Genomic DNA, 25,347 nt, shown 5'->3' with positions numbered 1-25,347 from the left:
GGTCGCGGCTGTCTCTGCCGGAAAGCTGACTGCTATGCGATGGGGGCTTCGAAGGGGCTGAGTGGCCCCCACCCGGCCGTGCGCCAGTCCAGGTACTCCGTGCTGCGAAACTGCTTTTTGTAATCATACACGCTCGGTTCCCGGGTGGCGTACCCAGTGTAGAGCCAGCGGAGGCCTGCATTTTGGCAGTGCTGGATTTCCAGGAGGAGCGTGTAGGTGCCGAGGCTGCGTTTGGAGCACTCGGGTTCAAAGAAGGCATACACGCTGGAGGCGGAGTGCTGGCCCACGTCGAAAAAGCTGGCGGCGATGAGGCGGTCGTTTTCGAAGACACGGAGCATGCGGCATTCACAGGGGCCTTTGGCGGGATCGGGGCCGAGGAAGGTTTCGAGGGTTTCGGGGATGTTGTGGGTGAAGCGGCGCTTGTGGCGCTGGAAGAGGGCGCGCAGATCTCCGTCGAGGGCGGCGGGGGAGATCTCGGTGCGCAGACCGGTGTTTTTGTTCAGCACGCGGCGCTGGCTTTTGCTGAAGGTGCAGGTGGCGAGCTGGATGCGCAGCGGCGTGATGGTCTGCAGCCCCCCGCAGCCGGCCTGCTGCAGGCTGTAGCGAAAGAAATGCCTGCCGAAATGCCGCCAGCCTGCGGCCCAGACCTGGTCCATGACTTCCGCGGGAACGGAATCGCAAATGAATGCATCGTCGAGGACTGGCGTCATAGGAGGGGCCTTATTAATCCATTCCCGCTGATTGACAATCCCGCGCCTGCCCGCACACTCACCGAACGGCAGCCCTTACGCCCATGAATCTTCTACAACGCATTGAACGCGTTTTTTTCTGGCTCTCCGCAGCCTCTTCCGACAACCTCGACGCCTGCCCTGCCTGGGAACGGCGTAAATACGTGGCCTTTGGCGCCACGGTGCTGGTGCCCTCCACCTTTGCCATCATCGCCTGCGCGTATGCGCTGAGCACGCTGACGGACAACTGGTATGTCATTGCACCGGTGTCGCTGGTGTGGTCGTTCATCATCCTCACGGTGGACCGTGCGCTGCTGGCCACGTACCGCGCCTACCAGTCATTTTTTCGCAAGCTCTCGCAGTTCTCTCTGCGCATGGTGGTGGCGGCGCTGATGGGGATCACGATTTCCCACCCGCTGACGCTGCTGCTGTTCAAGGACACGATCACCTCCGTCATTGAAAAGCACCGGCAGGATGAGATCGAAGGCGCACGCGAGACTTCCAAGCAACAGAAGGTGGCCGTGGAGGCGCGCCTGGTGCCGCTGGAGGAGGAGATCGCCAAGCAGCGCGAGAATTGGAACGCGACCTTCAACGCCAAATTTCTGGACGACAACGGCAAGCCGATCGAGAAGCCGCTGACCGATGACGAAAAGGCTGCGAAGGCTGCGCGCGAAGGCAAGGTCGCCGAAGCGGTGGCCCCGGGCAAAGAGCGCCTGGCCAAGCTGGACGCGGAGATGGCCACGCTGAGCAAGGATTACCAAAAGATCGCCGAGGAGCTGAACCACTGGCAGTCCGAGTTTGAGCGTGAGGTGAACGGCCAGCGCAGCGGCATCATTGGCCTGGGGCCGCGTGCCAAGAGCATCCAGGAAGACCAGCTCACCTGGCGGCGTGCGGAGTCTGCACGCCTCAGCGGCGTGCTGGACACGATGACGAAAAACCGGGTGGCCGTGGTGGCGGAGATCAAGGCCGCCGAGGACGGCGTGAATGCCGAGCTGGACGCCAGGGCCGCCGAAGACGCCGCCCGCGACAAAGCCGAGCGCGAACGCGTGGCCGCGCTGAAGCAGAAGGTGCAGACGGAGCAGGCGGACCAGTTTGTGGGCCAGCAGAACGCCATCCGCGAGACGCTGAAGACGCAGATCGACGGCCTGCTGCTGCAGCAGAAAAACATGAACGAGGAGATCGCCCAGCTCGGCCAGGACGAGGAGCTGCGCATCGCCAAAATCCGCGCCGAACCGCGCCGGGACATCCTGAAGCAGACGCTGGCGCTGCATGAGCTGTTTGAGCAGGGAGCGCAGGGCGGCACCTTTGCGCTGGTGGCGTATCTGGTGCTGACCATGCTCTTCATGCTGGTGGACACCATTCCGCTGATCATGAAATTCTTCTCCAAGCCCGGACCGTACGACACCATGGTGGACCGTGAGGAAATGGGATTTGACGGCGAGCGCAAGGCCTTCATGGAGGGCTTCAGCCTGCAGATGAAGGAGCTGGCGGGGAGCAAGATGCTGAACCTGACGCGCAACAAGACCATGGAGCGCTCCCTCGTCACCAGTGTGGACGGCGCGCGCTCGGCGAAGGAATTCCTCGTTTATCTCATGGATCTGGAGCGTGAATTTGAAGAGCGCAGCCGCGTGGCGCGCGAGCTGGCGGCGAAGAGCGGTGTGAGCCACACGGCGGAGGCCATCGAAGAAATGTCCCGCAACTTCTACGCCGACTTGCGGGAGCGCATGGAAAAATACTTCCACGACGACCGCCACCGCACTCCGGCAACGGGGCGTGCGTGAGGTTGTCTTGATTCAGGACGCTTGTGAAGACCTACCATCATTCACCAATCGTGCATTTGCTGTGCGGCGGTTTCCCGGTGTTTATGGGCTGGATGATTTATCGGGTGAGTGGTGAGCCAGTTTTTCGGGGCGGCACGGTGGGACGAATTGCTTTCACCGCTGTTTGTCTCGTGCTCGCATTTTTGGTCGCGTGGCTCTACTGGGCCAGCGCCCTCAATCGTTATGAAGTGACCGATGAAGGACTCGTCGTCTCACGATTGCGCTCCAGCAAGGTGATCCCATGGACGGAGATTGAGGAGATGGCATGGAGCCGTGTGGCCCACTGTGTTTTCATCAAGGCGAAGGGGAAGACCCTCGTTTTCACCTCCACGGATTTTTTCGATTCGCTCCCCGACTTAATGGATGAGATCTGGCAGCGGTCTCAGTGCAAGCTCAACGCCAATCTGGAGGGAGTGCTGAAGCCACGCTGAATGGCGTTGTGCAAACAGAGTGCGGACGAGGCGGCGCGTTGGCAAACCAAGGGACACAACGGGGGCAGGGACAGCATGCCGACTCCCCGGCGGTCGTTGAAGGAGCTCTCTCTCTATCGAGAGGAGGGATATTCGAGAAGACTGCACCTCTCGGATCAGCGCCTGCCGAAGCACGCCGACGCTCAAGGAATCCGAGAGGATGGATGGTGAGGGCGCACGCTACTTCTTCGCGGATTTTGGCGCTGAGGTGTCGCGGATCAAAAGCTCGGAATTTTTGACGGTTCCGAGTGCGTGGCCCTGGCCGGCCTTCACCTCCTTGAACGCCTGTTCGGGAGTTTCTGCGGCGACTTCGATGAGGGTCTGCTTGGTCTCTACTCGTTCTACGGTAATGATGGATGACATGGCTTTGAACTGGGTTTCGACCTGAGATCGCGTGCAACACCGATTTCGCGTGCGTGCATCTAAAGGATTTCCGATTTCTGAACGGCCGTGTTTGGAGGTGAAATGGGGTGCGCAGGGGCCGTCCTATTTGCGCTCTACAGACGCCTATTGGTTGTCGGCTTTAGCGCCACCTCAGACTAAAGACGATTTGTGCCGCCCACTGCCATATCCAAGCGTATAAAGCACCCGAATGACGTTACCGGAGCCACGTTCACTTTCAGACATCGAAAAAATGGGGCAGTCTCTGATGGCGAACAGCGATCGGATCGAGGCCGCATGCGCCGCCGCGTTTGCCAGTGCGAGCACGGAGCGCGTTCGCGCGGCCCAGCTGGATGCAGTGCCGGGCAATCTTCCTCTTCTGCTGAATGAACTGATAACGCTGCTCCCCCGGGTGATGGCGGGGAAGGAAGCCGTGCCCGCTGCGGGCGCGGAAAGCCTGAAGTGCCTGGCGGAACTGCGGCTGGATGTGGTCATCAAGGCGCTTGCTGGTGTCAGCGAGGTGGTCGTTTTGGAGCTGAAACGGCTCAAGGGATCGGTGGCGGAGACTTTCTTGGAGGAAGCCTGCCGGGAGACGAGGCTTTTCTTTGACCAGAAGGTTGCGCATTTTTGCCTGGACTTTGTGGCGGCTCAGGAGGCGGAGCTTTCCTTGCGCACTAGGCAGATCGAGCATGCAAGCGAGAGACTGGCTGCGGACTCCGGGAGCGCCGGCACTGCCGCGCACTCACGCGTCCAGCTGCTGCAGGGAGTCATTCACGAACTGCGAAACACCCTGCAGTCGGTGGTTCTGCATGCGACGTCCCTGGTGGAATTTCCGCGGGAGGCGGGGGCGTCCGATGTCATGCAGCGGCTCTCGGCAAACGGGATCCGCCTGCAGGAACTGCTGGACCGGATGCACAGCTATGCGCCGCTGCTGGCGGGTGAATGCCCCGAACGGCTTGAGACGGTCGATCTCGGCCGATTTCTTCAAGATCTGGAACTGCGCCATCGCAGCCTGGCCCGGACCAGCCGCACGCAGGTGACCTGCCGGCAGAGCAGCGGCCCGGCGATGGTCCTCGCCGACCCCGGCAAGCTCAGTGTCATTGCGGACAATCTATTGAGCAATGCCATCCATGCCGCCAAGTCCGGACTCGTGCAGGTGGAGGTTTCTGAGGCTGGCCCGGAGCGCATGCTGCTGACGGTGACGGACAATGGCCACGGCATCCGCCTGGCGGAGGCCCGCCAGATGTTTCGGGTGATCCATCACCTGGAGGGTTCCACCTTCTCAGGACTCAGGCTGGGGCTGCTGGCCTCACGGCATCTGGCGCATCTGATGGGCGGGGAAATCACCTTTGAATCGGAGGAGGGCAGTGGAGCCACCTTCCAGTTGTCGCTGCCCCGGCTGCTGCGCTGAGGCAGGGCGGCTGGTGCGCCAGTTACGCTGGCAGCAAGAGGCGGCTGTTCCGGCCCGTATGCTGCTATGTGAAAGCCATGCCTGCCATGCCCCCCTTCAGCCGCCGTGAGATGCTGCGCAGTTCCTGCGCGGGTTTTGGCTATCTGGCCTTGCAAGGGGTGCTGGGCCTGGAGTCCGCCAAAGCGGCGGTGATCGATCCGCTGGCGCCGAAGCAGCCGCATTTTCCGGCCAGGGCCAAGCGTGTGATCTTTCTGCTGATGAAGGGCGGCCCCTCTCAGGTGGACACCTTTGACCCAAAACCCCTGCTGGAGCGCGACAACGGCAAGCCGCCGCCCTTTGCGCTGCCACGCGTCAAGTTCGCGGAGACGGGCAATCTGCTGAAGTCTCCCTGGAAGTTCCGCCATTACGGCCAGAGCGGCCTGCCGGTGAGCGATCTCTTTCCGCATGTGGCCAAGCATGTGGATGACCTCTGCATCATCCGCTCCATGCACGGCACCAATCCGGCGCATGGGGGGGCCTTGCTGAAACTGCACACGGGGAGCGATACTTTCGTGAGGCCAAGCCTTGGCTCCTGGGTCAGCTACGGTCTGGGCACGGAGAACTCCGACCTGCCCGCCTTTGTCACGATCTGTCCCACGCTGGCGCATGGCGGCGTGAACAACTGGGGCTCCGCCTTTCTGCCGGCGCACTGCCAGGGCACGCCGCTGGGAAATGCCAGCATCCCCGCGGACCAGGCGGTGGTGCGGCACATTCACAACAAAAAGCTTTCGCCGGAAATGCAGCGTGCGCAGCTGGATCTGGTGTCCCAGATGAACCACTCGCACCTGGATGTGGCGGGTGCCAATGCGGCGCTGGAGGCACGCATCAATTCCTTTGAACTGGCCTATCGCATGCAGTCCACCATGCCGGAGCTGCAGGACATCTCAGGCGAGTCGGAAGCCACGCGCAAGATGTACGGCCTGGACGATCCGGTGACCGCCAATTTCGGCCGCCAGTGCCTCATGGCGCGGCGTTTTGCGGAAAGCGGCGTGCGCTTCGTGCAGGTGACACACAGCGACGGCTTTGTGCAGTGGGACCAGCACAGCGATCTGCTCAAGGGCCACACCAAAAACGCGGCGGAGGTGGACAAACCCATCGCCGGTCTCCTCGCAGACCTCAAATCGCGCGGTCTGCTGGATGACACGCTGGTGGTGTGGGGCGGCGAATTTGGCCGCACCCCGGTGGCCCAGGGCAGCGATGGCCGCGACCACAATCCGCATGGCTTCACCATGTGGCTGGCCGGTGGCGGCAGCAAGCCGGGCACTGCGTACGGTGCCACGGACGACTACGGCTACTACGCCGCCGTGGACAAGGTGCACATCCACGATCTGCACGCCACCATCCTGCACCTCCTGGGCCTGGACCACCTGAGGCTCACCTACCGCTACGCCGGACGCGACTTCCGTCTCACGGACATCGCCGGAGAAGTGGTGAAGGGTGTGATTGCGTAGAGGTTTGGAATGGAGCGGCTGCGTCCCGCAGGCTGTGTTTCGCGCCTCGCGGAAAACCGTCCCATGACGGACGATTCCTCCTGGGTGATTATCAGCTCAGGATTGCCTTCAGTTTTATGTGAACGAGGCACGCTGTGTGATCCTGGAGTCTGCATCCGGCGGGACGCCGGATGCAGCACGCGGGACGCGTGCGGTCCCTCACTGAATGAAGAAGAACTGCCGCGTGTTCAGCACGGTCCAGAGGACATCGCCGCGGTCGGTGCCGTCGGCGTTGTCGGCGATGGGTTTGAGCAGGTCTTTTTCCTCGGCGGTGGCCTTGCGGCTGAGGAGGCTGAGGTACACCGTGTCGATGACCGCTTCGGGGCCGTCTTTTTTGGCGCGGTCCATCGCGCGGGCAATGACGGTGTAGCGGTTCATGAGATTGTTGAAGACCTTGCCATTCAGCAGGGTGAGCGCCTGGCTGACGCTGGCTTCATCATTGGCGTTTTCCACGAGTTCGCGGTCGCTCTGACCGAACTCGCGCAGGAAGTGGCCGTTGGGGGCAGGGCTGCGGAGGTCTGCGGCGCGCAGCATGTACGTGTCGCGGAAGTTTTCCCAGGCGACGAGGGAAGCTTTTTCATTTTTGTCGTCCGCTTCAAAGCGTTCGGCATCGGTGGCGAAGCGGGCCTTGGCCTGTGCGCTGAGCGTGGCGCGGCGCTGCTTGGCCAGAATGGAGAGAGCTTCATCCATGCTGAGGTCTTCGCCGTTTTTCTTGAGCTTGATCGCTGCGGCGACTTCCTTGGCGAAGTCTTCGTCCTTGGTGAACTCGTCAAGCTTGCCTTCGCGGGCGAGTTCAGCAAAGCGCTTGAATCCGGCGTCATAGACCACGGCGTCCACGGCTTCGTCGATGTGCTTGCGCTGGTTTTTGATGACCTCGCGTGCCTTGCGGATGGCGGCTTCGTCCTTGGCCTTGGTGGCGGCATCCATCTGCTCCTGCGCGGCGCGCACTTCGGAGGCCAGCTCCTTCTGCTTCTGCGCGACTTTGATGGTGCAGGCCTGGAGTTCCTTGGGGGAGAGGCTGTTCAGGGCGCGGTCGAGCCACTCGATGCGGCGCAGGGCGATCTCGCCGTCCACCTTGGTGGAGATGCTGGGCTGGTCAGCGCCGGGCTTGTAGAGGGCGACCATGCTGTCCCAGATCTGCTCGGCGCTCATGCGGCGGAGAAGGGGGCCGGGGAAGTTGTAGATTTCGCCGAGTTCGACGTCCTTGGTGTAGGCTTCGCGCTGGTAGGCCTGGGAGTTCAGGATGGCACGCAGCACGGCCTTCATGTCGTAGTTGGAGGACTTCATCGTCTCCTCCAGGAAGGTCATGAGCTGAGGATTGCTCGGTACGGTGCTGTCGGTGATTTCATCGACGGGTTCGATGATGCCCTGGCCCATGAGCTTCTTCCACAGGCGGTTGGCGATGACGGTGGTGAAGCGCGGATTTTCCTTGCTGGTCATCCAGCCGGCGTAGGAGACGATGGGCTTGACACCGTCTTTGACGATCTTGCCATCCTTGCTGAAGGAGGCTGGGATGACAGGCTCGACCTTTTGCTTGGGCTTGCCGTCTTTGTACTGGTAATCATGCGGCAGCACGAGGGGCTTCTTGTCCGTCTGGTCCAGCACCGTATTGTAGCGCAGCGGGCGGAGGATTTCGGTCATGGCGCGGCCGACGTCCTTGCGCTCAATGCCTTCGGGAAGGTCAAATTTGGAGACGGCGCCGCCGTAGCGGTTGCTCTTGTTTTTGGGCGTGCCGCCACCGTAGATCGCCTGGGCGAGGAGCGGGTTGGTCAGGCCGTTGCTGCCGGTCATGCCATAGGTGTGGGCCGCCATCTCGTAATAGTCCATCTGCGTCCACTTGTCGAAGGGGTGGTTATGGCACTGTGCGCAGACCATGCTGGTGCCCAGAAAGATCTGGGTGGTCACCGCCATGTTGTCCAAAGGCATGTTATAGTCGCGGATGTAAAAGCCGATCGCGCCGTCCTCGTAGCTCTTGCCGCTGGCGGTGACGACTTCGCGGACCATCTGGTCGTAAGGCTTGTTTTCCCGCAGGCTTTCCTTCAGCCACTTGGAGTAGCCGTAAAAAGCAGGCAGGCTCTGGCCGCCGCCGACCATCTGGCTTTTCATGCGTAGAATGTCAGCCCAGTAGTTGTAGAAATTCTGCACGTACCCGTCGCTGGCCAGAAGCTTGTTGATCAGCTTGGAGCGCTTGTCGGCGTCGGTGCTCTTGAGGAAATCGGTGGTTTCGGTCAGGGTGGGAATGCGCCCCACGACATCGAGATACACGCGGCGGACGAAGACTTCATCGCTGGCGGGTTTGTTGGGCTGGATTTTCTCCCTGACCAGCTTGGCGTTGACGAGTTCGTCAATCTTGGCGGCGGTGGCCTGGAGATCGGGCGCGGCCTGGGATATCAGGGCCGATGCGGCGAACGATGCGAGAAGGACGCAGAGTGGAGACAGCTTCATGGGATTCTTTGGGGTAGGCGCGATAACGCAGCGCCGACGATGGTCTTTCGGAAGATGTAAAAAGCAGAACCGCAAAGGCCTTGCAGCACGAAAAAGACCATTGAAACCGCAATAAGCCGATTTTAGCTTTGACAATCGATGCTCCTTTCCGACAGAATCACTTTATTATCTATGAAATTGCTCCTGCCCCTTGTTCTCCTCTCGACCCTCGCCTCCTGCACCAGCATGAAGGAAAATCTGGCGAACAATCCCCGCCCGACTTCTGTGCTGCCCTGCCGTGACGCGGGTCTCGTGAACAAAGGACTGGGCTACGCCAGCCAGGGCATCGGTTTTGGCACCAACCACGTGGTGGATGTGGTGGATGACAGCAGCAACTTCGTCGGCAAGGTCGGAGACCAGCAGGCACGTGATTATACCAACCTCGCTGAAAACGTCGCCTTCCGCACCGACGACATCGCTTTCCGCGAGACGAACCGCTACACCGACTACGTGATGGACACCGTGGATGACGGCGCCAGCTTTGGCGTGCGTGCCATCCGCCGCTGGCCCGGGGTGGCCACGGGCATCATGCAGCGTGGCATGGTTTCCACCAAGCGCGTGTACCAGTCCGCGCTGTACACCTATGGCGAAACCGTGAGCCGCGGCCTCTTTGGCGCAGTGGACATCATCACTCCGCCGGAGCCCAAGTCCTACATGGTGGGCAGCCTGAACGACCTCAATGCTGGCTACATGCTCCCTGGCTCCGGCAGGCACTGCAAGCTGCCGATGCTTCCGCCAGAGCCTGAGCAGGAAGTGACTTACGGCAAGAATCCGAAGAATCCGGTCACTTACTCCAAGTAAACCCTTTCTCTCTTCCACACGGGAGCGGCTGCAAAGTCGCTCCCGTTTTTTGTTTACCAGCACGGCCATGCCGCTCCAAGCCCTGTTTTTCGACGCCGCAGGAACCCTGATCCGTCCTGCGGAGCCTGTGGGGGCCACCTATGCGCAGGTGGCCCGGCGTCACGGACTCACCGTGGATCCGGCCGCTCTCATGCAGGCCTTTCGCACGGCGTGGAAGGAGACTGCGCCGCCGCTGCATCCGGAAGGGCGGAGCTCCGAAGATGATGATCGCGGCTGGTGGCGCACTTTGGTGGGACTGGTTTTTAGCCGTGTGCTGGGGGCTTCTGTCGAAGAGGCCGCGCTGGAAGATCTCTTCAGCGAACTCTATCTCTACTACGCCCGGCCCCAGGCCTGGAGCGTTTTTGAAGATGTGGTGCCAGCGCTGACCGACCTGGCCCGCGATCACCGTCTGCTGGTGCTGTCCAATTTTGACCGCCGACTCCGCAGCATTCTGGCCGGGCACGATCTTCTGCGCTGGTTTGAGGAGGTGATCATCTCCAGCGAGGTCGGAGCGGCCAAACCGCACGCACGCATGTTTCAGGCCGCACTGGCTGCCATCGGCTGCCAGCCCCATGAGGCGCTGCACATCGGCGATGACGCCACCTGTGATCTGACAGGCGCGCAAAACTGCGGAATCCACGCCTATCACGTAAGGCGACCCGAAAGCGGTCTGGCTGATCTGGTGCAGAAAGTCCGCTCCGGTGCATATTCCGGCTTGCGCAGCGCCAAGATGTGAATACATACCCGCCCCCGTTTCGGGAATGCGCAGGTAGCTCAGCGGTAGAGCAGTTGGCTTTTAACCAATTGGTCGAGGGTTCGATCCCCTCCCTGCGTACCATTTCACCTGAGAGACTGATCAGGGCAGGGTGGTGAAACTAGCGGCCAAGTGAGGCCGTTAAACGCTGCACATGAAAAACACCCTTGCTGCTGCGCACGTTCTTTTGCTTGCCTCCACCGTCTGGTCTGCGGACTGGAATCAATGGCGTGGGCCGGACCGCAATGGGATTTCTCAGGACACGAGCCCGATCGCGAACACCTTTCCGGGCGAGGGGCTGAAAAAGGTGTGGGAGAGCGAATTCATCCCCAGCAACGAATACGGCGGTCATGGCAGCCCGGTGGTGAGCGGAGAAAAGGTGTTTATGAGCGTGGTGTGGCATGAGCGCGTGGCCTCGGAGTCGCGTGAGATCGACACCGAGGTGATGCAGTCGCTGAACTACCGCGGCACTTCGCCTGAGCTTGAGAAGAAGCTGGAGGAAACCCGCCTGAACCTGCCGAAGCTGCGGGGCGAGAAGTTTGACGAATGGATCGTGCAATGGCGCAAAGACAACCTGAGCGAGAAGGAGGACATCACCCTCGGCTCGTGGGTGACGAGCCGCTTCAAGGCCGGGAAGAACGCGATCGCGCTGGAATGGCTGGGCAAGATGAGCAGCCGGCAGGGGAAACCTTTCGCCAGTGCTGGGGAATTCAGCAAGTGGCTGGATGACGAGGGCTTTCCGCCGGAGGTGAAGGAGAAGATGATCGCCCTGGTGCCGAACACGGTGAAGATCGCGCAGGATGTGATCCTGTGCCTGGATCTTGCCACGGGAAAGCAGATCTGGAAATACGCGCAGCCAGGCAAGCCCAGCGGCCGGCAGTCCTCCAGCACCTGTGCGGTGGTGGATGGCAAGGTGTATGCGGCGTGCAGTTCAGAACTGCTGTGTGTGAACGAGGCGGATGGCAAGCTCATGTGGTCCGCGCCGCTTTCCACCAAGGGGCCGGCGGCTTCTCCCCTTGTGCTGGGAGACCGTGTGTACATGGCCGCAGGTGTGGCATGCGCCTTCTCAAAGGCCGATGGCAAACTGCTGTGGGAGCAGAAGGAAGCGAAGGGCGTGATCGCCAGCCCCACATGGTGGTCCCCTGCCAGCGGCAAGCCGGTGCTCGTGATCAATGGCAACAACGCGCTGTATGGACTCGATCCTGAAACGGGTGCGGTGAAGTGGAAGGCCGAGGGCGGCAGCCAGAGCACGCCGGTGACGAGTGGTGACTGGCTGGTGCTTTACAGCGGCACTCAGGGTGTGGGACTGCGTGCGTATAAAATGCAGGCGGATGGCACGCCGAAGGCCGCGTGGTCGCATTTCTGGGTGACGCTGCGCTACACAGGCAGCCCGATCATTTACGAGGGCAATGTGTATCACTGCTGCGGTGGCAAGCATCAGTGCGTCGATCTGGAAACTGGCGCGGTGAAGTGGGTGGTGAACGAGGTCAACAGCACGATCACGTCCCCGCTGCTGGCGGATGGCAAGCTGCTCGTGTATGAAAACAACGGCACGCACGTGCGCATGGTGAAGGCCTCCAACGCCGCCTACGAGCAGCTGGGCCGTGCCAAGACGGACGCCATGGGCTGCTCCTCACCCGCGATCGCAAACGGCAGGCTGCTGGTGCGGCAGAAGGACAAGCTGGTGTGCTTTGACCTGAGGCCGACGAATTGAGAGTGGTGGCTGGAATGGCTCAGAAGTGATGCGGCCCGCTGGAAAATGACCGATGGCATTGGCTAGAGTCTGTTCTCGCCGCCAAGACGAGCGTGCTTCAGGAGCGTTGGTCACGAACGAGCTGCCGCCACGTCCATTCTACGTTCCCGCATGAATCGTTGTGCCAGACGTTCAGCCTGGAAAACAGACCGATTGGTTTAATCTCGTTTTCAACCTTGCGCAGCCTTATTGAGCGTTGACCCGGACGCGGAAGAAGCGGGCCTCCTGGCCATTGACCTGCGCGGGGAAAGGGACGGTCACGGCTTCGATTTCTCCATCATTGCCGAGGGAGGTGGGAATGTCGGTGGCCGTCTTCCATGAGGAGAAATCGGCGCTGAACTCCACGCTGTAGGTCAGGCCGGCGGTGAGGTAGTCCATGCGTCGTCCAAAGACCGCCAGCCGGGTGTTGCCGGAGATCAGGACCCCGGGCGTGCCGCGCCTGGTGAGCGCCCCTCCCACGACATTGAGAATGCCTGCGGAGTTTTGGGTCGGATCGCCACCGAAAGCCCATTCGAGGAGATTCGGTATGCCATCGCCATCGCTGTCCTGAAGAGCACCCGAGGCGCCAGTCGCAACTCCACTGGTCAGCACCCAGTCTTGGAAACGAGTCCGGCGGGTGACTGCGAGGGTGTACGTCTTGGTGGTGATGCCATCCTGCGCGGTCACCAGTATGGAAACGATGTTGCTGCCCAGGTTCAGGGGAATCGTCGTGCTGACGGAACCATTGAGCGTGATGCTGGCATGCGCCTCGGCCAGAACAGGGACGAGAGTGATGCTGGCGGTGGCGTTGGAAACTTCCGAGGCATAACTGGTGGTGCCGGAAGAGAATGCAGGCGTCAAAGTCCCTCCCGCAAAACTCAATGCGGCAAGATCGGCGTTGATGCTGGGCGTGGAGAAGGTGAGGTCCCCGCCATTGGTGGTGCCAAGCGAATTAGCCGCGGCCGCCTGGAAGTGATACGTGGTGCCAGGAGTGAGCCCCGTGAGCATGGTGGTCATGTTTTGCGGAACGACATCGTGGTCGCCATTGAGCGCGAATGTCACGTTGGTGCCGTAGTTTGTATCGGCGCCATATTTGAACTGCGCGGTGCTTGTGCTGCCGTTGGGATTGACCACGGCGTTCAGTGTGGCGGTGGTGGCTCCCACCTGGGTGGCCGCGAGTGTGGCCACGCCTGGAGCCGTGGCATTGATGAGGGCATGGCCGATGTCCGAGGACTGCCAAACGGCGTCTCCCTGCTGATAGGCGATGACACAGACCGTGCCCGCCGAATTGATGGTAAGCTGATCTCCCACCAGCGTGGCGGGTCCGGTGACGATGTAGCTGGACGGCATGGCGCTGCCGGCAGTCGTGCTCAGGGTGATGGTGCTGCCGACAGTCACGGTGGAAGGCGCAGTGAAGCTCTGGCTTTGGAGCGATCCCAATGCCGGCACGGCGAGGTTGGGCACCCAGAAATTGCGCCCTGCAAATGCGCTCTGTCCCGAGGAGTTCTGGCCCGCGGTCCAGAGCGTGCGGTCAATGGCAAAGATCAGGCTGTGGGTGGCGTGTGTCTGCACGGGCAGCGTGCTCCACAGGCTGCCGGTGCCCGTGCGGGTTGGAGTTGTATTGGTGCTGAGCGTGGCATTGCCAAACTGACCCAGCGCATTGCTTCCCCAGGCGTACAAGCTGCCATCGCCGGCGGTCGCCAGGGAATGCGCTGTCCCGGCGGCGATGCTGCTCCAGTTGCTGGCGCTGCCGATTTGAATCGGCGAAGTGCGCTGGGTGGTGGTTCCATCGCCCAGCTGACTGGAGCTGTTCAAACCCCATGCCCAAAGGGTGCGGTTCGTTTTCAAAGCGATGACGTGAGTGTTGCCCGTGGCAAGCGTGGCCCAGTCCGTGGCGGTGCCCACCTGGGTGGGGCGCACGACGGTGGTGGTGGTGCCGTTGCCGAGCTGTCCGTTGGAGTTGCTGCCCCAGGTGAACAGGGAGCCGTCTGTCTTCAAGCCTGCGGCGAAGGTGGTGGAGGAACTCGCGGAACCCGCCACCATGCGCCAGTTGGTGTCCGTGCCGATCTGGATGGGGAAATTGCGCTGCGTGGTGGTGCCGTCGCCAAGCTGGTTGCTGGAGTTGGCGCCCCAGGCCCAGAGCGTTCCGTTGGTTTTAATCGCGTAGGTGGAGTTGTTGGCGTCAAAGATGTAGTTCCAGTCAGCATCGGTGCCGATCTGGACGAGCACCGCGCGAGACGTGGTGGTGCCATCACCGAGCTGGCCGCTGCCATTGTTGCCGCAGGCCCAGAGCGTGTGGTCGCTGCGAATGGCGTGCATGGAGCTGTTGGCAGAGGAAACACTGAGCCAGGTGAAGCCCACGCCCATCTGCAGAGGCACGGGATGCTGGCTGGAATCCGTCGCGCCGAGAGCCAGCTGCCCTGAGCCGTTCCCGCCGAGGCCCCAGAGGCTGCCGTCCGGTTTGATGAAGTAGGAGTTGTTGGTGCTGCCCACAGCGCTGCTGACCGCGCCGAGCTGCGGCGAGAGCGGCAGGAGCGAGCGCATGACCACGCCATGGACGTTGTTGGTGTTGGTGCCCCAGCTGTAGAGCGCGCCATCCGTGGTGATGCCATGCGAGACACCCACTCCGCCTGCGAGGGCAGACCAGGTGGTCAGACTGCCAAGCTGGAGCGGGGTATTGGCGCGGGCGGTGACGTCTGCAAAACCTTGGCCGAGCTGACCCAGCGCATTGCCGCCCCAGGTCCAGAGGGTTCCATTGGTTTTTCTGACCATGCAGTGGAGGGCACCGCCTGCGAGCGTGGCTCCTGCCCAGTCGGAGGTGGCACCGATCACCACCGGAGCGGCGCGCGTGGAAAGCGTGTTGTCTCCCACCTGTCCGCTGGTATTGACTCCCCAGGCATTGAGCGTGCCGGTGGTCATGGTGGCAAAGCCGCCATTCAAATGGGCTGCGACGCTCTGCCAGGTGGTGGCGCTGCCGATCTGCACCGGTGCGAGCCGCGTGGTGGTGGAGCCATCGCCCAGCTGACTGCTGGTGTTGATGCCCCAGGCCCAAAGCTTGCCGAGTGTGTCGATGGCAAAGGTGAAGTCCCCGCCTGCGCTCAGTGTCTGGCCGCTGACGGACCAGGTGGTGGCGGTGCCGATGCGGGTGGGCGTGGAGTAGGTGGCAGTCAGTGTGCTGCTCTGGCCCACCTGACCGTTGGTGTTGCCACCCCAGGCCCAGAGGCTGCCATCGTTTGCCACCGCCACGCAGTGGGTGGCTCCGGCTGCCACGAGAGACCAGACTTTCGTCACACCGAGCTGCGCCAGCGTACCAATCTGAACCGGGCTGGTGCGTTGAGTCAGGGTTGAGTCACCGACCTGACCACTCGAGTTCAAGCCCCAGGCGTACATCGTGCCATCGCTGCGCAAGGCCACGGCGTGGGAGGTGCCGCAACTCACGCTGGACCAGTTTGTCGCCGTGCCGACCTGCACAGGCGTCCGCCGGGATGTGGTGCTGGCGTCTCCCAGCTGTCCGTTGCCATTGACCCCCCAGGCCCAGAGCGTGCCGTCACTACGTATGCCGAGGGAGAAATCACTGGCCTTGCTGCTGCTGACCTGCACAAAGCCCGCTGCGGCCTGGACGACAAAAGACTGATACACTGGCAGCGCCGCACCGATGCTGCCGCCGTTGCCCGTCTGGGTGGCCTTGAGGGTGACCACGCCCGGGGTGCCCGTCAGGGTGACCGTATTGCCAGACAACGTGGCCGCAGATCCGCCGGCCACGATTTGATACGTGACGGACAGACCACTGGTGGAAGTGGCGCCGAGATTGAATGCCGCGTCCGTTGTGCGTTTCAGTCCCACGCTGGGGAATGCGATGACCTGCGTCGTGGCCGTCAGCGTGATGTCATTGCCGTCGCCGCCCGCATAGCTGATCTGAAAGAGGTAGGACTGCGCGTTAAACGTTGCCGTCACGCCACTGCCTTCCGGCAGGCTGGCGAAGGTGCCGCTGACCGGGCTGCTGCCGGTGTTGCTGACGAGTTTCAAAACAGTGCCGTTTGCCGGGGCGAAGCCAAGATTGACGGTGAGCGGCAGACCGCCCGCATTGAAGCTTTCGATGGTGACCGGTACATCCGCGGCAGTGTTAAACGTGGCGACGTTGGCGGTCGAGAACGCACGGTCCGGCCCGGGGAATGTTCCGTCCGGAGTCACCGCAACGAGGCGGTAGTGATAGGTGAGGAATGGCTGGACCGCGATGCCGGCGGTCCTGCTGACCTGGGTGTTTCCAGCGCTGAATGCCTGGGAACCGGTGGTCCTGCCGTAGCTGGTGGTCAGGCCGTATTCGAAGTAGGTGGTGCCGGAGTAGGCTTCTCCGACAATGGAGCCGTTCAAGGTGGCGCTGCTTGCCTGCACGTTGATGGCTGGCAGGGCCATGGCGGCGGGGGTGGGATGGACGCGGAAAATGCCGGCGCTGGTCTGGCCGTAGAGATAGCCATCCGTGGCATTGAGCAGGCCGTTTGCTGACGCGATGCCATCGTCACGGCCGGTGAAGGAATACAGGTTTTGCACACTGCCATCGGTGCCGACCCGGAAGAGAGTGCCCTGATTGTAAAGGCCGCCGCTGGATGTCACGCCATAAAAATGACCGTCGGGTCCGGTGAAAAGACCATTGCTCGGAGTGATGCCGGGCAGGGCGCCAGAGGCACCGGTGAAACTGGCGAGATTGGTAAAGGCGCCGGCCAGAGTGACTTTAAAAACCGTGCCCTGGTTCGAAGTGCCGCCGCTGCTGGTCACACCATACAAGGCGTTGTCGGGCCCCTGAACGAGGGCACCCAGAGGGGCGCTTCCCAGAATGCCGCCGATGACATTGTTAAAGCTGACCAGGCTGGTGAACACGCCTGCCGGAGTTATTTTGAAGACTGTGCCCAGTCCTCCTCCGGTGCCTCCTGTGGTGGTGGTGCCGTAATAGTTGCCATCATTGGCCAGCAGCAGAGGGCTCTGCGGATTGGAGCCGAGCACGGAACCGGTGGTTCCGGTGAAGACAGCCACCGGGGTCATCGCTCCGAGGGACGTGATTTTGAAAATCTCGCCGAAGCCTGTGCTGCCGCCCGTGTTGGTCGTTCCCCAGAGGTTTCCGTCTGAGCCGAGGATCAGCGCCGTCTGCGGGCTGGATCCCGGAGCTGCTCCGGAGGTGCCGGTAAAACTGAGCAGCGTGGTGACCACGCCATCCTGGCTGGCTTTGAAAACGGAGCCCGAGTTGGTGGCGCCACCGGCCGAGCTGGTGCCGTAGAAAAAGCCATCGCTGCCGAGCAGCAATCCACCGCGGGAGGTGATGGCGTTGGTGCCGGAGGTCGGCGGAAGCTGGGCGAGAATGCGGGGCGCACCGCCGATGGAGGACGTGAAGTAAGTGCCAAAACCCAGCGACGTACCGCCGCCCGTGGTGGTGCCAAAGAAAGTGCCTTCGCTGCCCTGGGCCAGTTTGCTCAAGACCGGTGGCGAGGTCAGATTGACCAAAGTGGTCAGCAAGCCTGCGGTGGAAACTTTGAACAGGGTTCCCTGATTGAACAGGCCGCCACCGCTGGTGGTGCCGTAGAGCGAGCCGTCCACTCCGAGCGCCAGCGCGCCCTGGGGTCCATTGCCCGGAGCCGTGCCGGTGGTGCCGGTGAAATTGACGAGGGTGGTGAGCACACCTGCAGGGGTCATCTGGAAGAAGGTGCCATTCCCGCCCGCCGTTCCTCCTGTGGTGGTGGTGCCGTAAAAGTTTCCATCGCTCAGCTGCACCAGCGCTCCTTTGGGGCTGGAGCCCAGCGCCGGTGCCACCGTGCCAGAAAATTGCACAAGGCAGGTGAAGGTGCCTGTGGGCGTGCAGACAAAGACCGTGCCGAGGTTCAGGGTGCCGCCGGTGACGGTCGTTCCGTAAAGATTGCCATCGACCCCCTGGACAAGCGTGCAGTTTGGACCCGAGCCAAGTGCGGCACCCGTGGTGCCGGTAAAACTGACCAAGGTGGTCAGCACACCTGCGGGCGTCATCTTGAAAATGGTGCCGAGGCCGGCGGTGCCGCCCGTGTTCGTGAGTCCGTAGAAGTTGCCGTCGTTTGCCAGCATCAACCCGCGCGGGCTGGTGCCGAGGTTTGCACCTGAAGTGCCGGTGAAATTGATGAGAGTGGTGAACACCCCTGCCGGTGTCATCATGAAGACGGTGCCGTTGCCGCTGGTGGTGCCGCCGCCGGTGGTCGTGCCGTAGAAGTTGCCATCCAGCCCGAGCGTGAGCTTGGAGACTGACCCGGCGCCAAGAGCCACGCCGGTGCTGCCGGTAAAATTCACCAGCGTCGTGCGCGTGCCATCCGGCGTGATCATGAAAATCGTGCCGCTGTTGGTGGTGCCGCCCGTGTTCGTGGTGCCGTAGAGATTGCCATTGGGGCCCTGGATGAGTGCTCCCTGCGGGCCATTGCCATCGACTCCGTTGTTGGCTGTGCCGTAGAAATGGGACAGCGTTGTCATGGTGCCACCCTGGGACATCCTGAAGGCCGTGCCTGTATTGATCGATCCACCGGTGTTTGTCACCCCATAAAAGTAGCCGTCATTGGCCAGCGTGAGACCACTCTGCGGCGAAGTGCCGGCCACCACGTAGTGGAAGACAGGTTCAACGACGGCCTTGGGCTGAGGCGAGGGGGTGGTGATCACCTGATCGTCTCCATAGGTGGTGCCAAATCCATTTTGAGCCACCAAACGGATGTGGAACTCCGTGCCGGGTGTGATGCCCTCGCCAATCGTCACGGACACAGGCAGTGTGGCGACGCCGCTGGAGAGATTTTGCGGGCCGTCCGGCTCGGTCAAGGGATCGAGCGTGATCGGTACGCTTTCCATCACCTGAGGAACGGTGAAGTCATCGTAATCCGTGCTCTCGCCGTATTCGAACCAGTAGTTGGTCAGACTGCCAAGGGGATTGATGTAGCCGTCCACGGTGATGCCGTTTTGCGCGGTGCCCGTCCAAGAGCCAGTGATCACGATCGGAGGCCCTTGAGTGGCGAAAGTCTGATCCGGCGAGTAGTAAGTGCCCTGCGCCGTGATCGTCACCAGGCGGTAGTGATAGATCTGCCCGGGGATCAGCCCGGTCAGAGATGCGCTGACGTCCACAGGCGAGGTGCTTGCGGGCAGGTTTTGCACTGCCGATTGAGTGCCGTAGTTCGTCGCCAGGCCCCACTCAAAGTAAGCGGAGGCCGAATCGAGGTTCGGCACCACACTCGCAGTAAGCGTGGCGCTGGTGCTGGAACTGACGGCGGCATCGGCGAAGTCCTGCATCGCAGGCTGCTGATGCACGCGGTAGATGGCGCCGGCATTAGCACCATAAAGGTAGCCGTCCGCGCCGAGCACGAGCCGGTAGTCCAAAGACAGGCTGCTGGAAATCGTGGCCACTCCGCCGTCTGCGCCCGAACCGAATGCATACAAAGACTGCGCCATGCCGCTGGGATGGAAGCGATAGACGGTGCCCATGGAGAAAGCCGCGGACGAGCCGGTGGTGCCATAGAACCATCCATCCGGAGCCTGCAGCAGCATGGAAGAAGGTGAACTGCCTGGCATGGTCCCGGTGATGCCCGTGAACGCCACGAGTGAAGTGAAGACGCCGGCCTTGGTGCAGGTGTAGATGGTTCCCGAACTGCTGGCTCCGCCGCCGGTGGTGGTGCCGTACAAATTGCCGTCGGTGCCGAAGATCAGATTGGAGGCGGGAGTCGCACCCGGCGCTGAGCCGGCAGTGCCGGTGAAGTTCACCAAGGTCGTCAGCACACCGGCGGTGGTCAGCGAGAATACGGTGCCCGAACTCCCCGTGCCGCCACCCGTGGTGGTGCCATACAAAATTCCGTCGCTGCCCACCACCAGATTGGTATTGGGGCTGGAGCCCAGCGCTGCACCTGTCGTGCCAGTGAAACTGATCACCGAAGTCACGACACCCGTCGAGACGTTGACACGAAAAACAGTGCCGGCGCCCGCGGTGCCTCCAGTGGAGGTGGTTCCATAGAGATTGCCGTCCGGCGCGAGTACAAGGCGGGTCTGCGGTGCACTGCCGAGCAGAGCGCCTGTGGTGCCGGTGAAGGCTCCCAGAGCAGTGTAGGTGCCGCCGGGGGTGATCTTGAATACGACACCGGCGCTGCCGCTGCCACCGCCGGAGGTGACGCCGTAGTAGTTTCCGTCTCCTCCGGGAGTAAGGTGCGCGCTGGGGGCGGCGCCCGGAACGGTGCCGGTGGTCCCGCTGAAGGTGCCCAGCGTGGTCAAGGTGCCGGTGGTGGTTATCTTGAACAAGGCGCCGTTGGTGCTGATGACGCCGCCGGGATTGGTGCCGTACAAGTTATTGTCCGTGCCAACAATGAGGGTGTTGGGATTGGTGGTGCCCGAAGTGCCGGAAAAGCTGGTCAGGGTGGTGAGGGTGGAAGGGACTACAAATTTGACGACGCTGCCGTACTGGTTGGTGCCGCCCTGAGTGGTGGTGGCGTAGAGGTTGTTGTCGCTGTGTTTGACGAGATTGCGATACGTCGGGGGCATCAGCTGAAAGGAGGAGATCATGCTGAAGGTGCTGGTGCCGGGGACGAGCTTGAACACACCGCCGCGGGTGGCGCCGATGTTTGACGCATTGCCGGAGAGGGTGCCGTAGAAGTTGCCGTCCGTGCTGACCAGCGTCATGCCGCCAAGAGGCGTGGCGGGCCCGTCAGTGGTGGCAAGGGTTTTGATGTTGGTGAACACGCCGGCCGTCGTGATGCTGAAAAGAGATCCATACGTCGAGCCCGCGGATGCGGTGCCGTACAGGGTCACTCCATCGGCGGCGAAGGCCAGCGGTGCCGAGCAAACGCCGCCGATGACAGCGCCGGTGGAGCCGGTGAAGTTCTGCAGTGTGGTCAGCGCGCCTGCGGTGGTGCATTTGAAGATGGTGCCATTAGCACTCGCACCACTGGTGGATGTGGTGCCATAGAGAGTGCCATCCGAGCCTTGCACGAGCGCGCCGAGAGGAGTGGAGCCCAGTGCACCGCCCGTAGTGCCAGTGAATGCCACCAGGGTGGTGAAAGTGCCGCTGGTGGTCATTTTAAACAACGTGCCGAAACCACCGGCACCACCGCTGCCGGTGACTCCGTAGAGACTGCCATCGCTGCCCTGAATCATCGCGGCCTGGCAGTTCGAGCCGAGCACAGCCCCAGTGGTGCCGGTGAAGCTGTTCAGCACCGTGAAAACGCCCGCCGGTGTGACACGAAACAGCGTGCCATTGCTGGACGCTCCAGCGGCCGTGGTGGAGCCGTAGAGATTTCCATCGGCGGCCTGCACGAGACCCGCCCTGGGAACAGTGCCGGTGTTCGGACTGACGGTGCTCAGGCTTACCAGCGTGGTGAGAACACCCGCGGGTGTCATTTTGAAAATCGTGCCCAGGTTGTTCGCTCCCCCTGCGGTGGTGGTGCCGTAGAAGTTGCCATCGCTGCCCAGGCAGAGACCTGCCTGAGGTGCGGCACCATTCACCCCGTAAAAATTCACCAGGGTGGTGACGACACCGGCGGTGGTGATCTTGAACACGGAGCCCTGATTGTTGAGGCCTCCTGTCTGGCAGGTGCCGTAGAGCGCGCCATCAGCTCCGACGACGAGCGGGCTGAGGGGCTTGTTGCCAAGGATGTTTGCCTTGGAGCTGAGCGCTTCCACCACATTCACGATGCCGACCGTGATGGAGACCGTGGCCGCCGGACTGGTGGCCACACCATTGTTCACCGTGAAGGTGAATGAGTCCGCTCCCGTGTAGCCTGCGGCAGGTGTGTAGGTGAGATTGGGCGCGGTACCGGAAAGGGTGCCATGCGTGGGAGAGGATGTGGTGGCGAACGTGAGCGACCTGGCAGGGATGTTCGGATCCGTGCCCGTCAGCGTGATCGCGGTCGGCGTGTCGGGTGCGACGGTGACTGATCTCGGTGTCGCGACCGGAGGACCAGCGGCGACAGTCAGGCTGACGGTGGCGGGAGAGCTCGTGATGCCGTATAGATTGGTCGCGGTGAAGGTGAAGCTGTCCGATCCTGAATAGCCCAGCGCCGGTGTGTAACTCACACTGGGAGGAATGCCCGAGAGCGTGCCGTTTGCCGGCGGATTGGCGATCGCAAAGCTCAGGGGCGCGCCGGTGGGGGAATTGGTATCCGTACCGGCAAGGGTGATGGCCTGGGTGGCACCGAATGCCAGCGACTTGCTCTGAGCGGTCGCTGTGGGTGCACTGCGATTGACGTTTCCTAGAATGTCCACGTCATCGATGTTCCATCCCGAATAGGGGAGGGCGCCTGCGGCCACCTGATAACCCCAGCGCACATAGACAGCGGCCTGATGATCGGCCACGGCGGAGATGTCATAGGTCACCGGCTGCCATCCAGAGTCGGTGACTGCGCCTGTGTCGTTGGCATAGACCTGGGTCCAGGTGGAGCCGTTGTTGGAAACCTCCACGGTGGCAAATGCCAGAGGCTGCACATCCGTGTTCAACCAGCGCTGGAACTTGAGCCTGGTCTGGGTGGATGTACTGCAGTTGAATGCCGTGGAGGTGAGGTAAAACGGTCCTCCCGGAGTGGTGGAGTAGTTGCCCGAAAGATTGACGCCATAGACGTTTGTTCCAGTGCTGCCCGCTGTTGGATCCGCAAATCCATTGGGAGGGCCACCACTGCCTGCGGGCACGCCGTAAGCCCATTCGCCCTGCGTGCTCCAGCCTGGATTGGTGGACAAGGCCTGCGAGCTGACCTTTGCCTGCACCAGCAGTGACGCTGAGCGGGTGGTGTTGCCATTGCCGTTGCTGGCGTTGGTAAAGGTGATGGTGTCGCTGTAGGCACCTGCGGAGAGCGCATTGGCTGTGGCGGTGTTGATGGACGCAGTGACGATGGCGCTCGACCCTGCGGTGACGGTACCGCTGGAGGATGAAAGGGTGAGCCAGCTGGCGGTCTTTGCTGCCGTCCAGCTCAGGGTGGCTGTGCCGGGATTCTGAACATTAAAGATGGCGCTGGAGGGAGAAAAGGCCCCTCCCGCCGCACCAGTAGCCGCGAGTGAACCGGCGGTCACCGACATGGCCGGCGTGCCAGCAACAGACAGGGAGACAGCCCTCGTGGTGCTGCCGTCTCCGGTGTAGGTGTTTGTAAAGGTGACCGTGTCGGTATAGGTGCCGGTGGCGAGCGAATTGGCGTTGGTGTTCACCGTCAGCGTCACCGTTGCGGTGCCTCCTCCGGGAATCGTGCCGCTGGTGGGAGAAAGCGTGAGCCATGACTGCGTGATGGCGGCCGACCAAGTCACGCTTGAGTTGCCGGTGTTGGTGATGGTGTATGCGTTTGACGAGGGACTGAAGGGCCCGCCCGAACCGCCCGTGGGAGAGTACGTCGCAGTGGGCGTGATTGAGATCACCGCCGTGTCATCATCAACGACGATGAGATTGGCGAAGCCGGACTGATAACCTGCAGCCGAGGCCGATATGCCGATCGCCTGATTGCTCGTAACGACCGAGTCGTTGCCAGGAGTGATCAAAAACGAAGCCGTGGTGGCCCCCGCCTGCACAGTGATGGAAGATGGCACCGTCACCATGGAGGGGTTGGCCGATGTCAGCGTGACATCAAGATTGGTCGCGGCGGGCGATGGCAAGGTCACGACTCCCGTTCCGGTGGAACCATTCTCAGTGACGCTGGCGGGCAAGGTAATGGTAATGGGATTGTACGAAAACGAAACCGGGTCTGAGCTGATGCCGTTCGCGACCACCACAAGATTGTAGGTGCCGCCGGGCACGGTGGCTGGCACGGAGAACTCCGTGGTGACAGGCAGCGCCCCCGTGACCACGCCGTTGTTGTTCCAGTTGAAGCTGCGCGCGTAGTAGACCGAAGAACCCGACGTCAGCCGCACGATCGGGTAGTTTGTGGCATTTTGATTGTCGTCCCCGTAGCTCGAACCCTCTGACCATCCATTCAACTGGGTGCCGACAATGTGGAAGGTTCCGTCGCTGTTCTGGGACACCGAGGTGATCTCCGGTTTGCCCGCTGCGACCGGCGTGCCGTCCGGGGTGTAACGGTAGACGGTCGAAGAAAAGTTTGAATACAGACAGGTGCCGTCCGGAAGGATCAGCATGGTGCCATAGTACGAAGCATGGTTTTGCGAACCACCGGGGATGGGCGCGGCCGTCCAGGTATTGTTCGTGTAATCGTATTCATAAAAAGCCGTGGGAGATGGAAAGTGATCGGCCGAAGTGGGCACCGGTGACACAGCCGCGAGCACCTTGCCATTGGGCAGCATCGCGCAGGGGGCATCGGGGGTGCCTTGGGATCCGGGGATGTCTGCAGCGATCGTCCACGAGCCTTTCGCGGTGGATCCTGAAGGCGTGTAGATGGCGCAGTGTCCGAGCGAGCCGATGAAGAAGGCCTTGCCATTTGGCAGCATCATAGCGCCGCCGGTTTCCGCGCCGTAGGGATCGTAAAGTGACACGGGCACCGTCGCGTCTGAGATCCATGTGTTCGAAGAGGGGATGTAGCGCTCGGCGTTGGTGGAATTGATGTCGACCATCAGCTCGCTCTCGTCCGGCAGGCGAACCCAGGCCGATTCGTTGTTGCTGCCGAGACAGGTGGGGCCTGCCGTCCACGTATTGGTGACGGGGTCGTAAATCTTGGTGGTACGGGACACGGCCACGACGGCGTTCAGCACGCGCCCGTCGGGAATCATGGCGGAATTGGCATCGCTGAAGCGCACCCCTGGCAGCGGGGCCATGCGCCACTGATTGGTCAGGGGATTGTACACTTCCCCGGCAGAGCCGCCGGTGCCGTACTCGCCTCCCGCCACATACACCCGGCCGTCCTTCAGCACCTGGGAGGAGAAATACAGGCGGGAATTGTACATCGCTTTCAGCGTGGTCCATGTGCCTGAGGCATAACTTCCCTGGGCATTCGGCGTCAGCTTGGCAATCGCAGTCCCATTGTTGTTAAAAATGAGCAGTGAGCCGTCCGACTGAAGAATCATCAGACCCACGGTGAATGGGGCTGTGGGCAGCGCGGACCAGGTGCCGACGCCGCTGGCGCTGAATGGCAGGACCAAGGGCAAAAGCGCGGCGAGGAAGAAGAGCTTTCGCATCAGCCCGCGAAAATGGAGCCCTATGGAATCACGAAAGGGAAAAATGGCGAAATTCATGAAGTAAATGAATTCCGGAGGCTACCATTAAGGCCTGAGCACACTCAATCCTTAAATCGATCTTTCA

General features: G+C 61.8%; 11 protein-coding genes and 1 tRNA gene. 8 read left to right on the top strand and 4 right to left on the bottom strand.

The window, feature by feature from the left end:
- Positions 1–32 precede the first annotated feature (32 nt).
- Positions 33–710 (bottom strand): GNAT family N-acetyltransferase, encoded by a 678-nt coding sequence (locus tag ACILSO_RS30880; RefSeq protein WP_395741358.1) that lies wholly within the window; start codon positions 708–710, stop codon positions 33–35.
- A gap of 83 nt (positions 711–793) precedes the next feature.
- Between ACILSO_RS30880 and ACILSO_RS30875 the strand changes: the two genes are divergently transcribed.
- Both ACILSO_RS30875 and ACILSO_RS30870 read left to right on the top strand, forming a co-directional pair.
- Entirely contained in the window at positions 794–2,509 is a 1,716-nt protein-coding gene (locus tag ACILSO_RS30875) for a DUF4407 domain-containing protein (RefSeq protein ID WP_395741357.1), read from the top strand.
- A gap of 170 nt (positions 2,510–2,679) precedes the next feature.
- Positions 2,680–2,979, top strand: coding sequence for a hypothetical protein (locus tag ACILSO_RS30870; RefSeq protein ID WP_395741356.1), 300 nt, complete (start codon positions 2,680–2,682; stop codon positions 2,977–2,979).
- A gap of 219 nt (positions 2,980–3,198) precedes the next feature.
- On the opposite strand, the gene ACILSO_RS30865 is transcribed toward ACILSO_RS30870, so the two are convergent.
- Positions 3,199–3,381, bottom strand: coding sequence for a hypothetical protein (locus tag ACILSO_RS30865; protein ID WP_395741355.1), 183 nt, complete (start codon positions 3,379–3,381; stop codon positions 3,199–3,201).
- Positions 3,382–3,610: 229 nt separating this feature from the next.
- On the opposite strand from ACILSO_RS30865, the gene ACILSO_RS30860 reads away from it, so the two are divergent.
- Together ACILSO_RS30860 and ACILSO_RS30855 are read left to right on the top strand one after the other, a co-directional pair.
- Entirely contained in the window at positions 3,611–4,810 is a 1,200-nt protein-coding gene (locus tag ACILSO_RS30860; protein ID WP_395741354.1) for a sensor histidine kinase, read from the top strand.
- Between the two features lie 77 nt (positions 4,811–4,887).
- Positions 4,888–6,300 (top strand): DUF1501 domain-containing protein, encoded by a 1,413-nt coding sequence (locus tag ACILSO_RS30855; protein ID WP_395741353.1) that lies wholly within the window; start codon positions 4,888–4,890, stop codon positions 6,298–6,300.
- 198 nt (positions 6,301–6,498) lie between these two features.
- On the opposite strand, the gene ACILSO_RS30850 is transcribed toward ACILSO_RS30855, so the two are convergent.
- Positions 6,499–8,784, bottom strand: coding sequence for a DUF1549 domain-containing protein (locus ACILSO_RS30850; RefSeq protein WP_395741352.1), 2,286 nt, complete (start codon positions 8,782–8,784; stop codon positions 6,499–6,501).
- A gap of 171 nt (positions 8,785–8,955) precedes the next feature.
- Here ACILSO_RS30850 and ACILSO_RS30845 point away from each other — a divergent pair, with 171 nt between their 5' ends.
- From ACILSO_RS30845 to ACILSO_RS30830, 4 genes are all read left to right on the top strand, one after another.
- Positions 8,956–9,624, top strand: a complete 669-nt coding sequence (locus ACILSO_RS30845; protein ID WP_395741351.1) for a hypothetical protein — start codon at positions 8,956–8,958, stop codon at positions 9,622–9,624.
- Positions 9,625–9,691: 67 nt separating this feature from the next.
- Entirely contained in the window at positions 9,692–10,399 is a 708-nt protein-coding gene (locus ACILSO_RS30840) for an HAD-IA family hydrolase (protein WP_395741350.1), read from the top strand.
- Between the two features lie 27 nt (positions 10,400–10,426).
- Positions 10,427–10,501, top strand: a tRNA-Lys gene (locus ACILSO_RS30835).
- A gap of 70 nt (positions 10,502–10,571) precedes the next feature.
- A complete protein-coding gene (locus tag ACILSO_RS30830) occupies positions 10,572–12,131 on the top strand; it encodes a PQQ-binding-like beta-propeller repeat protein (RefSeq protein WP_395741349.1) in 1,560 nt (519 codons plus the stop codon).
- Between the two features lie 225 nt (positions 12,132–12,356).
- Here the strand turns inward: ACILSO_RS30830 and ACILSO_RS30825 are convergent, their stop codons facing one another.
- Positions 12,357–25,280: a choice-of-anchor tandem repeat GloVer-containing protein gene (locus ACILSO_RS30825; RefSeq protein ID WP_395741348.1), complete on the bottom strand. Its 12,924-nt coding sequence runs from the start codon at positions 25,278–25,280 to the stop codon at positions 12,357–12,359.
- Positions 25,281–25,347 lie beyond the last annotated feature (67 nt).

Source organism: Prosthecobacter sp., from assembly GCF_044226605.1.
Classification (GTDB): Bacteria; Verrucomicrobiota; Verrucomicrobiia; order Verrucomicrobiales; family Verrucomicrobiaceae; genus Prosthecobacter.
The sequence above is the reverse complement of the archived record's forward strand: the minus strand, read 5'-3'. Positions and strand labels throughout refer to the sequence as shown.